This window comes from Austwickia chelonae NBRC 105200 (assembly GCF_000298175.1).
Taxonomy (GTDB): domain Bacteria; phylum Actinomycetota; class Actinomycetes; order Actinomycetales; family Dermatophilaceae; genus Austwickia; species Austwickia chelonae.
On the sequence record NZ_BAGZ01000005.1, the window covers coordinates 290032 to 302564 of the forward strand.

7 protein-coding genes are annotated in these 12533 nt (G+C 66.3%); 2 read left to right on the forward strand and 5 right to left on the reverse strand.

Annotation, left to right across the window (positions count from 1 at the left end; all coding sequences use genetic code 11):
* Positions 1-10 precede the first annotated feature (10 nt).
* Entirely contained in the window at positions 11-4657 is a 4647-nt protein-coding gene (locus tag AUCHE_RS04535) for a DEAD/DEAH box helicase (RefSeq protein ID WP_040321440.1), read from the forward strand.
* A gap of 378 nt (positions 4658-5035) precedes the next feature.
* Entirely contained in the window at positions 5036-6667 is a 1632-nt protein-coding gene (locus AUCHE_RS04540) for a S8 family serine peptidase (RefSeq protein ID WP_006502096.1), read from the forward strand.
* A gap of 55 nt (positions 6668-6722) precedes the next feature.
* On the opposite strand, the gene AUCHE_RS04545 is transcribed toward AUCHE_RS04540, so the two are convergent.
* The 5 genes from AUCHE_RS04545 to AUCHE_RS04565 form a co-directional block, all read right to left on the reverse strand.
* Complete coding sequence (locus AUCHE_RS04545; protein WP_006502097.1) at positions 6723-7022, reverse strand: helix-turn-helix domain-containing protein; 300 nt, start codon at positions 7020-7022, stop codon at positions 6723-6725.
* A 156-nt stretch (positions 7023-7178) separates the two neighbouring features.
* Positions 7179-7673, reverse strand: coding sequence for a CinA family protein (locus tag AUCHE_RS04550; RefSeq protein WP_006502098.1), 495 nt, complete (start codon positions 7671-7673; stop codon positions 7179-7181).
* The gene (pgsA, locus tag AUCHE_RS04555; protein ID WP_006502099.1) at positions 7670-8335 is read right to left on the reverse strand and encodes a CDP-diacylglycerol--glycerol-3-phosphate 3-phosphatidyltransferase; all 666 of its coding nucleotides are present in this window, start codon (positions 8333-8335) and stop codon (positions 7670-7672) included. Before pgsA ends, AUCHE_RS04550 begins: the two co-directional genes overlap by 4 nt.
* Positions 8332-9783 carry a 30S ribosomal protein S12 methylthiotransferase RimO gene (gene rimO, locus AUCHE_RS04560; protein ID WP_006502100.1) on the reverse strand — a complete coding sequence of 484 codons (1452 nt, stop codon included), beginning with the start codon at positions 9781-9783 and terminating at the stop codon, positions 8332-8334. Before rimO ends, pgsA begins: the two co-directional genes overlap by 4 nt.
* A gap of 104 nt (positions 9784-9887) precedes the next feature.
* On the reverse strand, positions 9888-12425 hold the full coding sequence (locus AUCHE_RS04565; RefSeq protein ID WP_006502101.1) for an FtsK/SpoIIIE family DNA translocase: 2538 nt from the start codon (positions 12423-12425) through the stop codon (positions 9888-9890).
* Positions 12426-12533: the final 108 nt, after the last annotated feature.

Consider the following 12533-nt stretch of genomic DNA (forward strand, 5'->3'; position numbering starts at 1 on the left):
TGAAAACACCATGGACGCCGCCGACCCCCTGAGCGGGTTCTCCCCCGCGACCACGGAATGGTTCCGCGAGGCCTTCACCGCACCCACTCCCGCCCAGGCCGAGGCCTGGGCCTCCATCCGTACCGGCGCCCACACCCTGGTCATCGCCCCGACCGGTTCGGGCAAGACCCTGTCGGCCTTCCTCTGGGCGCTGGACGGCCTGCACCGCGACATGCCTCGACAGGAGACCGGCCGACGGTGCCGCATCCTCTACGTTTCTCCTCTGAAAGCCCTCGCCGCAGACGTCGAGAAGAATCTGCGTATCCCTCTGTCAGGCATCGCGCGCCACAGCGAGCGGTTGCAGATGCCCGCGCCCGATATCCGAGTCTCCGTGCGATCCGGGGACACCCCGGGGGCAGCACGGCGTGCCTTCGCGAAAAAAGGCGCCGATATCCTGATCACCACCCCCGAGTCCCTCTTCCTCCTGCTGACGTCACAGGCACGTGACCGGCTCCGAGACGTCAGCACAGTGATCGTCGACGAGATCCACGCCGTCGCCGGGTCCAAACGAGGTGTCCATCTGGCGCTGAGCCTCGAGCGGCTCGACGCCCTGCTGGACACATCCGCCCAACGGATCGGGCTCTCCGCCACAGTACGTCCCGAAGAAGACGTCGGACATCTCCTGGCAGGTGACCGTCCGGTACACATCGTCCGCCCCGAAGCCTCGAAGCAATGGGACCTGAAGGTCGTCGTCCCGGTGGCGCGTCTGGACGACCCCACCGATCCCGGAGCAGACCGGCCCCTCGCCGTCCCCGACGATCCTCGGCGTCGCTCGGTCTGGCCGCATGTGGAGGGCCGGCTCGTAGACCTCATCACCGAGCACCGATCTACCATCGTCTTCACCAACAGCCGACGTCAGGCAGAACGGCTCACCGCGCGGATCAACGAACTCGGAGAAGATCGGTTGAGCCGCACGCCGGAAGGCCTGAACCGGATCTGCTCCCCTACGAACACCTCACGGGGAGCTGCGCCCGTCCTCGCCCGTGCCCACCACGGATCAGTGAGCAAAGAACTCCGCTCCGCCATCGAATCCGACCTGAAATCCGGGACGATCCCGGCCGTCGTGGCCACCGGCAGTCTCGAACTCGGCATCGACATGGGTGCGGTCGACCTGGTCGTCCACGTCGAATCACCGCCCAGTGTCGCCGGAGGTCTCCAACGTATCGGCCGGTCAGGACACCAGGTCGGCGCTGTCTCCACCGGTGTCCTCCTCCCTCGGCACCGTGGTGACCTCCTGCAGTGCGCAGTCATCGTCTCCCTGATGCTCGACGGCCGGATCGAGGCCGTGCGCATGCCACGCAATCCCTTGGACGTACTGGCCCAGCAGTTGGTCGCCATGATCAGCATGGACGACTGGTCGGTCGAGGAGCTCCACAGCCTGCTACGACGCTCGGCCCCCTATCGCACCCTGTCCCGGTCTGCGCTCGAAGCAGTGCTGGACATGCTTTCCGGCCGCTACCCGGCCGAAGACCTGGCGGTGTTACGCCCTCGACTGGTCTGGGACCGCCTCACGGACCGGCTCACCGCCAGACCCGGAGCGCACCGGCTCGCAGTCACCAGCGGTGGCACCATTCCCGACCGGGGCATGTACGGAGTCTTTCTCACCGGGGAAGGTCAGGGAAGGCGGGTCGGTGAACTGGACGAGGAGATGGTCCACGAATCCCGCCTCGGCGACCTCCTTACCCTCGGCACCTCCACCTGGCGGGTGGAGGAGATCACCCATGACCAGGTGATCGTCTCTCCGTCGCCAGGATCCACCGGAAGGTTGCCTTTCTGGCGGGGGGACTCCGTCGGGCGCCCAGCAGAACTCGGTGCCGCCATCGGCGACTACACCCGGAAGATGTGTTCACTCGACCGGGAGGAGTCCCTCCGTCGTGCCCGTGAGGGAGGATTGGACGCCCACGCTGCGGAGAACCTCGTCGCCTATCTGGAGGATCAGCAGGCCGCCACCGGCCTGGTACCCGACGACCGCACCATCGTCGTCGAGCATTTCCAGGACGAGCTCGGGGACCGGCAGGCCGTCGTCCACACTCCCTACGGTGGGTGCGTCCATGCACCGTGGGCCTTGGTGATCGCCGATCGTCTTCGGCGACATCTGGGGGTCGACGCCCGCCTCACCCATCACGACGACGGCATCGTCCTCCGATGGCCTCAGGGTGATAGCGATTCCCCTTCCTCCGGTGCTTTTCCGGGCGACGGCCTCGACCTGGCCCCCTTCCTGACCGTCGAGCCGGAGGATGTCATGGAGTTGGTCGCGGCCCAGATCGAGGGGACCGCACTGTTCGCCTCGCGGTTCAGAGAGTGCGCTGCCCGTTCGCTGCTTCTGCCTAAACCGCACCCTGGCCGCCGCCGAGCGCTCTGGCAAGAACGCCAACGCTCAGGTCAACTCTTAGAATTCACAAGTGAATTCACAGATTTTCCGATCGTCTCAGAGGCCGTCAGAGAATGTTTGCAGGATGTCTTCGATGTGCCTGCGTTGGTCGACCTGATGCAAGGACTCCGCTCGGGAAAGATCACCATCCACCAGGTGACGACCGGCACGGCCTCCCCCTACGCGCAAAGCCTGCTCTTCGACCGCCTTGCCCGGTCTCTGTACGAGACGGATACGCCGTCGGCCGAACGGAGGGCTGCCGCAGCGGGGCTCGACAGCGAGCTCCTGGCCGATCTGCTCGGGGACGAACATCCGCCGCCGTTGTCCGAGCTGCTCGACCCGGGCGTGGTCTCCGTGGTCGACCAGGAACGACAACACACGACTCCCGAACGACAGTGCCGCGACCTGGAAGATGTCGTCGACATGATTCGCAGATTCGGTCCGGTCACCAGTGACTGGATCCGATACCGGACCGCGCCCACCGTCCACCACGAGGTCGACCGTTGGCTCGACGAACTGGTCGCAGCCCGCCGCACAGTCCAGATCCGCCTCGCCGACGAACCGCGATGGATCGTCATGGAGGACGTCGGACGTGTCCGGGACGCGCTCGGCGTGACGCTGCCCCCCGGGTTACCGGCATCGCTGTTGGCTCCTGTCGCCGATCCCCTTGGCGATCTGATGTCACGATATGCCCGGTCCCGTGCGCTGTTCACCGCGGCCGAGGCCGCCGACTGGGCCGCGATCGGGCCGGCGGTCGCCACCGCGGCCCTGGACCGGTTGGTCCACGAAGGACGGTTACGACGTGGCAATCTGAGGCCTCGACCGGACAGCCCACCTGATATACCGGGTTCGCCGACGCCGACAGACTATGCGGACGTCGAGGTCGTCCGCTTACTCCGTCGGCGCACCACAGCCGCGCTGCGTGCCGAAGTGGCACCAGTACCTCAGCGCTCGATGGGGATCTTCCTTCCCGCCTGGCAGTCCGTCGGCGGAAAGATCCGTGGCCCGGAGGGTGTGCTCCATGTCATCGACCAACTCGCTGGCACAGCGCTCCCGGCAGCTGTCTGGGAAGAGTGGATCTTCCCCTCCCGAGTACCGGGTTACCGCCCAGGTGATCTCGACGAGATCTCGACCTCCGGTCAGGCATTCTGGCAAGGACATCGAGAGGCTTCCCGGGACTGGCGGATCTCCTGGCATCCTGCCGATATCGCCCCACTGACCCTGGATCTGCCCTGTCCCTTACCGGAAGGCGACGAGTCGGCACCCACCGACCAGGTACTCCACATCCTGTCCGGCGGCGGCTCCTATCTTTTCCGTACCTTGTCCGCGCAGCTGGACGACATCAAGGACCAGGCTCTCCTGGACACCCTGTGGAAACTGGTGCGATCAGGCCTGATCACCAACGGCAGCTTCGCCCCGGTGCGGGCCAGGTTCTCCCCGAACGGATCACCCCGACGAACCAGCAGCCCCCGACCGATCAAGCGAGGGCGCCTCTCGTTCGGCGCTATCCCCCGCAGCAATCCCACAACCGGCTATCCCTTGCCGCTGACCACCTCACGCATCCCCCCGACAGGAGCCGGGCATTGGATCGCTTTACCGAAGACCGACCCGGATCCCACCCGTCGGACGCTCGCTGCAGCCGAAGCCTTGGCGACCCGATACGGCGTGGTCACCAGCGCAGTCGCCCGCGCCGAATCGATCCCCGGTGGTTTCGCCCCGATCTACCGAGTGCTGTCCGCGGCGGAGGATGCCGGACAGATCAGACGCGGATACTTCGTCGAGGGCTTAGGCGCTGCGCAGTTCGCCATGACCTCTGCCGTCGAGCAGCTACGGGCGGCGGCCCGCCGGGACGAGCGCGCCACCGACGACACGAACACAGTGGTCCTGGCCGCCGCTGACCCGGCGAACCCCTATGGGACCTTCCTTCCCTGGCCGGCGCCTGTCACGCCCGGGGTGACCGTCCGTTCTCCGCGGAGGGCGGGATCCTTGGTGATCTTCGTCGGAGGTGAGCTGGTACTCCATGTCGAACGCTCTGGGCGAGACGTCACCTCTTATGCAACAGATTCCACCGCTCTGATCGCTGCATCCCGCGCCCTGGCCGAACTCGTGCACTCCGGCAGAGCTGAACTGATCCAGGTCGAGCAGGTAGACGGCCGCCCCTCGCTGGGCTCGGACCACATCGTCGTCAAGGCCCTGCTGGAAACAGGCTTCCGCGCCACGCCCAGAGGGCTACGTCTACGGCGCTGAGTCCCAGCCATCTTTTTCGGTCAGAACCTACGGCGCGCTCTGTCACCTGTGGCGAGAAACCGTCGCCTCGATCACAATATGACTGATCACGGGGGGTGCCACTCAGTTCTGTCCTCCCCGTGACGATGGGAGCACGTCACCGGGTGAGGCCCACCACGGGTAGTCCTGGCGGCCTGTGCCGCGGAAGGAGCGGTCATGTCGCGGCGTCGCTCTCCCGTTTCGGCGGTGATCAGCACAGTCCTCCTGGCAGTCCCCCTGTCCTGGAGTATCGGAGGCCTCGGGGGTCCACCTCCAGCTGCACCTGTAGGGCCCTCGCTCTCGGCGCCAGCGTCAGCGGTCTCCGCAGCCGCCGCAAATATCGACTTCCCCCTGGCTCCGATGGACGACGAAGCCACCGGAGAATCCGACGAAAGCGCCAAGCCCGCTCCCGGGGATTCAGCCGTCGCGATCAGCCGCCGTCAGGCGGAGCGCACGGCCAGTGCGCCAAAATACACCGGTCGTGTGGTCTTGAAACTCACCGGGCCTCCGGCCAGCGCAGCCGAGGAGAGCAGCCGGCTACTGGCCGCAGCGACCGAGGCCGGAGCCCAGATCGATCTCGCCCGTCATACGGCCACCGGCGCGATGGTCGTCGAGGTCGTAGGGGACGCCGTCGCCGTCGCCCGCACCCTGGCTGCCCGCCCTGGCGTCGAGTACGCAGTACCCGAGCGCCGATTCACCACAGCAGAAGTGCCCAACGACCCGTACTACCCCGCTCAGTGGGATCTTCCGGCGATCCGGGTACCCGAGGCCTGGAAAATCAGTGACGGCAGCGGAACCACCGTGGCGGTCGTCGACACCGGTTCCCTCCCCCATCCGGACATCCAAGGACGTTTTCTGCCCGGTTACGACTTCATCAGCGATGCCACCTACTCCCTCGACGGCAACGGTCGGGACGCCGATCCGACCGACTCCGGTGACTGGAGCAGCTCGGGGATGTGTGACGACCCCACACCGACATCGTCTTCCTGGCACGGCCTGCACGTTGCCGGCACCATCGCCGCACTCACCGGAAACGGGCTGGGAGTAGCCGGAATCGCGCCAGGGTCCCGTATCGTGCCCATCCGCGCGCTGGGGCGGTGCGGAGGCACGGACAGCGACGTGGCCGACGCCGTCGTCTGGGCTGCCGGAGGCCCTGTCCCTGGCGTCCCGGCCAATGCACATCCGGCGAAAATCATCAATCTCTCTCTCGGCGGTATCGGCACGTGCAGCCCCATCGAACAGAGCGCCATCGACATGGCGTCCGCACGAGGCGCGCTGGTGATCGTCGCGGCCGGCAACGATGCGAGCGACGTCTCCCAGTACAGCCCCGCGAACTGTCGCGGAGTGATCACCGTGGCCGCCTCGACCCAGAACCGCACCGGCGCGGCCTTCTCGAACACCGGAAACGCAGTCACCCTGTCCGCTCCGGGAACCTCGATATGGGGACTGGGCAATACGTCCACTCGTTCGGCCGACCCGGCCGGTTGGACGTACACCTCTCGTTATGGCACTTCGATGGCCACACCTCATGTGTCGGCGATCGCCAGCCTGATGTGGTCGGTGAGCCCTTCCTCGACACCCGCACAGATCCGTTCCGCGCTGGTCTCCAGCGTCACCCCTTTCGTCTCAGGAGGCAGCGGTTTCGGTGTCGGGATCGTCGATGCCTGGCGCGCAGTGGATGCCGTCCGCCCCCAGCAGACGGCTCCGCCGACGGTGAGCTCGGTGAACCCAGCCGGGGCACGAACCGTCGGCGGTGACGTGATCACTGTGAACGGGACCGGGCTGATCGGAGGCCGGGTCGCGGTCGGCGGGCGCTCGGCCACAGTCCTCTCCTCCTCGGAGAGCTCGCTGACCTTCCAGGCCCCGCCCGGCCCACTCGGCCGCACCACCATGGTGATCACCACGCCTGGCGGCGCCGTCACCACTGCCTTCTTCTACGACACCCGGCAGATCATCGCCCGACCCGGCATCCCCCTCTTCCCTCAGCGGTGAGCGGCCGGGCTCTCCCGACCAGTGAGCGCCTCCGGGCAGCCCATCGCATCCCGGCTCAAGCGGCCGAAGCCCGGATGCTGTTCTCCCGAGGCAGTGGCAAGGCCACCGGTACGCTGGACCTCTCGGCTGCCTCCGCACGCTCGGCGACCCGCACCAGCAGCTGGGACATCGGCAGTGACAAGGCTGCGCAGATCGCAGCCAACAACTCTGATGAAGCCTCTTTCTCACCGCGTTCTATCTCGCTGAGATATCCCAGAGAGACCGATGCTGCAGAGGAGATGTCTCGGAGGGTCCGGCCTTGGGAAGTGCGGCATTCCCGCAGCGCGTCCCCCATCTCCCGCCTGAGCAGGATCATGCGCTTACCTCCCTGTACCTCTTGGTCATCAGGCCATCCGTGGACACGGACGTCGGCATTATGCAGGTGCTGGGAGCGACCTGTACCGATGCCGCCAGTGTCAGGATAACCGGCTCGTTCCCGTCACGCCGCTCAGTTTGTGTGCAGGGGCACCGGTCAACGGACGTTCGCCTGACGGATGCACTCCCGCAGGAGATCCAGGACTTCGTCGACGGCGGCCAAGCGGACCCGATGCCGACCACCGGTCAACTCGAGCCTACGGACGGTGGTCCCCCCTGGGCCGTCCACGGCGATGAAAACTGTCCCTGCCGGATTTCCGTCCGCCACCCCGGGGCCAGCCACCCCGGTAGTGCCCACTCCCCAGGTCGCACGGAAACGGGTCCGTGCGCCTCGTGCCAGCTGGGCAGCGACCTCGGACTGGACCGATCCCCCTACCGCGAGCAACATGTCATCGACACCGGCCAATGACACCTTCAGATCGGGGTGGTAGACCACCATTCCGCCACGGACGACAGCAGATGCCCCGGGCACATCGATCAGGCTAGCGACCACGAGGCCACCGGTGAGGGACTCGGCGGTGGCCACGGTCTGCGCCGCGAGACAGAGATCATCGACCACGTTCGAGGAGCGATCCGCACCGGTCGTCGTCATTCCTGTCTTCCCGCTTTCCGGTCGGCGGACTGGCCTACGACCAAGGCCCGTGCCTTGATCACGTAGTCGATCCCGGTCCCGACGGTGACCACGGTGGCCGCGGCTGTCACTGCGTAGGCCAGCCACAACCACCACTCGCCGCCCGGCGCGGTGAGCATCCCCAAGGCGACCGCCTGAAGGAAGGTCTTCAACTTGCCGCCCTTGCTGGCCGCCATCACCCCGTACCGGATCACCACGAAACGCAGCAGCGTGATCCCCAACTCCCGGAAGAGGATCAACCCTGTCACCCACCACCACAGGTCACCGATGAGGGACAGACCGATGAATCCCATCCCTGTCAAGGCTTTGTCGGCGATCGGGTCGGCCATCTTCCCGAAGTCGGTGATCAGCCCCTTCGCGCGAGCTATCTCACCGTCGAGTCGGTCGGTGATCATCGCGAGCACGAAGACCGCACAAGCCCACCAACGCAGGGTGGTGTCGGTGCCACCTTCGCTGAGCAGTAGCCATCCGTAGATCGGGACCATGAAGATCCGTAGCACGGTCAGCGCATTCGGGAGATTCCACGGGCTGGGTGGGACGTTTTCGGGATCGGCTGCGGCGGCAGGCGCCTGGTGTGCAGAGGGCTCGCCTGCCGGCGACGTGTTCGAGGCCTGAGGGTTCACATCAACTCCACGACGAGGTCGACTCCATCTGATCCGATGACCTCCCCCTCGACGAAGTCGCCTGCGACCAGACCTGTGGTCTCCCCGTTCAGCAGGCACATTCCGTCGACCTCCGGCCCCTGGTGCGCAGCCCGCCCCACCAGTTCGCCGTCCTCCTCGCCCTCGACCATGACGGTCACCCGTTCGCCTACGCGTTCCTCGGCCCGCTGCGCCGTGAGCTCCTCAGCCAGCGCCCGCACCCGCCGGTAGCGTTCGGCGACGATCTCCGGGTCGATCTTGTCCGCGTAGGTCTCGGCTTCGGTGCCGTCCTCGTCGGAGTAGGCGAAGACCCCAGCCACATCGAGCCGGGCCGATTCCAGGAATCCCATCAGCTCGTCCACGTCGTCCTCGGTCTCGCCGGGGAAGCCGACGATGACATTCGAACGAATGCCGGCCGTGGGGGACAGCGAACGGATCTGTTCGATCAGGGCGAGGAAGGAATCCGTCGAACCGAACCTGCGCATCCGACGCAGAACGGACTCGCTCGAATGCTGGAAGGACAAGTCGAAGTAATCGGCCACGCCCGGGGTCTTCACGATCGCTTGGAGAAGTCCTGGCCGGGTCTCGGCCGGTTGGAGATAGCTCACTCTGACCCGCTCGATGCCGGGCACCGCTGTCAGCTCGGGGAGGAGGGACTCCAACAGACGCAGATCGCCCAGATCTTTACCGTAAGAGGTCGAGTTCTCGCTGACCAGGAAGACCTCCTTGACTCCCTGTTCGGCCAGCCAAGCAGCTTCGGCCAAGATGTCGGAGGGACGACGCGAGACGAAGGAACCGCGGAAGCTGGGAATAGCGCAGAAAGCACACCGGCGATCACAGCCGCTGGCGACCTTCAACGGTGCCCACGGCCGACCGTCCAGACGGGCACGGTGCACCCGAGGCCCGCCCAAACCTTCTCCGCCCACTTCGCCGTGCCCGGGGACGAAGACCTCCTCAGCAGCGGACTGCCGTTCGGCCGGGGTCAGCGGAAGCAGGCGCCGACGATCGACCGGAACGTGCGCAGCCGGGCGCTCACCGGCGAGGATCGAGGTGAGATGACTGGACATGTCCCGATAGGTGTCGAACCCGAGCACGGCGTCCGCCTCGGGAAGCTCATCGGCAAGCTTCTCCCCATAACGCTCAGCCAGACAACCGACCGCCACCACGGCTCTGGTCCGTCCGGACTGTTTGAGATCGGCAGCCTCCAGAAGGGCGTCGATGGAATCCTTCTTGGCCTGTTCCACGAAACCGCAGGTGTTGACCACGGCTACATCGGCCTCAGCCGGATCGGCGACGAGCTGCCACCCCTGGGAGGCCAGCCGCCCAGCAAGTTCTTCGGAATCCACGTCGTTCCGGGCACACCCGAGGGTCACCACGGCCACTGATCCGTGCTGAGGCGCACGATCGCGCAGCTGTGCTGATTCGGTCATGACTCCACTTTACGGGTCGACACAGGGTGCCAGCGGAGCGGCTCTCGCAGGGTGAACCTCCACGCCCACGCGGCGGAGTCTCACGCAGACCCTCTCCTCCAGGCTCAGACGCCGTCCCCCTCCGGTGTGGAACCTGGTCGAGGAGAGACGACTGCAGGGGCCTCCTCCCCCTTGATCATCGCCACGGTGGCCGGAAGGTCATCCGGTTTGATGAGTACGTCACGCGCTTTGCTGCCTTCGGACGGACCGACGACCCCGCGGGTCTCCAACAGGTCCATGAGACGCCCCGCCTTGGCGAAACCGACCCGCAGCTTGCGTTGAAGCATCGAGGTCGATCCGAACTGGCTGTTCACGATGAGTTCGGTCGCCTGCAGGAGCAGCTCGAGGTCGTCGCCGATCTCCTCGTCGATCTGCTTCCGTTCGGACTGCACCATGACGTCCTCGCGGTACGTCGGTTTCAGTTGCTCGGTCACGTGCCGTACGACCTGGTGGATCTCGGACTCGGTGACCCAGGCACCCTGGACCCGCATCGGTTTACTGGCACCCATGGGCAGGAACAGGGCATCGCCCTGCCCGATGAGTTTCTCCGCGCCGGGTTGATCCAGCACCACTCTGCTGTCGGCCAGCGAAGAGGTCGCGAAAGCCATCCGGGAAGGCACATTCGCCTTGATCAGACCGGTGACCACGTCGACGGACGGCCGTTGGGTCGCCAGAACGAGGTGGATGCCTGCGGCTCGCGCCAACTGGGTGATCCGGACGATGGACTCCTCGACGTCCCGCGGTGCCACCATCATCAGGTCGGCGAGTTCGTCGACCACGACCAGCAGGTAAGGGTAGGGCTGGATGACCCGCTCCGACCCAGGAAGAGGTTTGACCTTGCCCGATTTGACAGCCTTGTTGAAGTCGTCGATGTGCTTGTAGCCGAAAGCTGCCAGGTCGTCGTAACGGGCATCCATCTCCCGAACCACCCATTGCAGGGCCTCCGCGGCCTTCTTCGGGTTCGTGATGATCGGGGTGATGAGGTGCGGAATGCCGTCGTACGCGGTCAGTTCGACCCGTTTGGGGTCGACGAGGATCATGCGGACCTCGTCAGGGGTGGACCGCATGAGCAACGAGGTGATCATCGAGTTGACGAAGCTCGACTTCCCCGCACCGGTCGCGCCGGCCACGAGCAGATGGGGCATCTTCGCGAGATTGGCGATCACGTAACCGCCCTCGACGTCCTTACCGACCCCCATCACCATCGCGTGCTGGTTGTTGTGCGCCACCTGGCTGCGCAGGACATCGCCCAGGGAGACTTTCTCCCGATCGGTGTTGGGGATCTCGATTCCGATGGCCGACTTCCCCGGGATGGGCGAGAGGATGCGGACATCGGCCGATGCCACCGCGTAGGCGATGTTCTTGGACAGCGCGGTGACCCGTTCGACCTTGACGCCGCCGCCCAGTTCGACCTCGTAACGAGTGACCGTCGGGCCACGGGTGAAACCGGTGACCCTGGCGTCGACACCGAACTGGTCCAGGACTCCGGTGAGTGCTTCGACGACCCGGTCGTTCGCTGCGCTGCGGGATTTGGGCGGTGTCCCGGGCTCGAGGACTGCAGGGTCGGGGAGCGTGTAGGTCACGTCCCCGGCGAGGGCGAGTTGTTCCACGCGCTGAGGTAGGGGCGTGGTGATCGGTGCGGGCAGATCCGTCTTCTCCGCCGGGGCCGACCTGCGGATGTCCTCCTGGTGCCCGGTAGGGGCGGGGTCTGAGCCCGAAGAGCCGGGCTGAGCGGCTGGGAGCTGACTGCTGCTGCGTGGGCCGGGTTCTTGGCCGAGCTGAGGATCGGCTGGGTCCGTCTCCGTCCGCCGTCGATGACGCAGGAGCCGGGCCGGGCGGTCCCGGTGCACCTCTGCGGCTTGCAGGAAGGCCTCGTCACCGTCCCGCCCACCTGGAAGGTCAGGGTCGGGTTCACCACGGCGTCGGGATCCCGGCCGCGCACCGGTCGGGCGAGGACGACGGGTGACCTCCTCGATGGGCAGACCGAACAGGCGGTGGTACGCGGAGTTCAACCGTTCGGGGATACGATGCACCGGCGTGGCGGTGACGACCAGCACGCCGAAAAAGCCCAGCAGAAGGAGAAGCAGGACGGCACCCCACGTGGTCAGACCGGCCACGAGTGGGGCTGAGACGATGTAGCCGAGCATGCCGCCGGCTTCACGAACTGCATCGAATCCCGTGGTGGGGACGGGGACTCCGTAGCTGGCGTGCGCGATGCCACAGGCAGACAGCCCGAGAGCACCGAGGCCGATGCTGACCCGATTCGTGCCGTGGATGTCGTCCGGACGCCGGAGCACCCGGGCACCCAGACCGACCAGGAGTACGGGCAGCGCGAAGGCGATCCGGCCGAAGGTTCCGGCGGACACGGCATGGATGAGGTCGCCGAGCCCCCCGGGCAACCCCCACCATTCCCTGGCCGCCACGACGACAGCCAGAGCGATGAGCAGTAGGCCTGCGCCGTCCCTGCGATATTCCGGCTCGAGCGTGACCGGCCTGCTGTTCGCCCTGGTCGCTGAGCCGGTGTTCCGTCCTGCTGAGCTCCGTGTCTTGTTGCCCGTGCGTCGCACGGTTTTCCCCGCCACCTGCGCTACTCCCGTCCACATCCCACGCAGCACCCGAACCGGCACCGCTGCACCGCTCCTCGAGGTCGAGGAGCCCCCGCCGTGCGAGGTGGGCCGTCCGGACGCACGGCTCTTCGCGCCGGAACCACG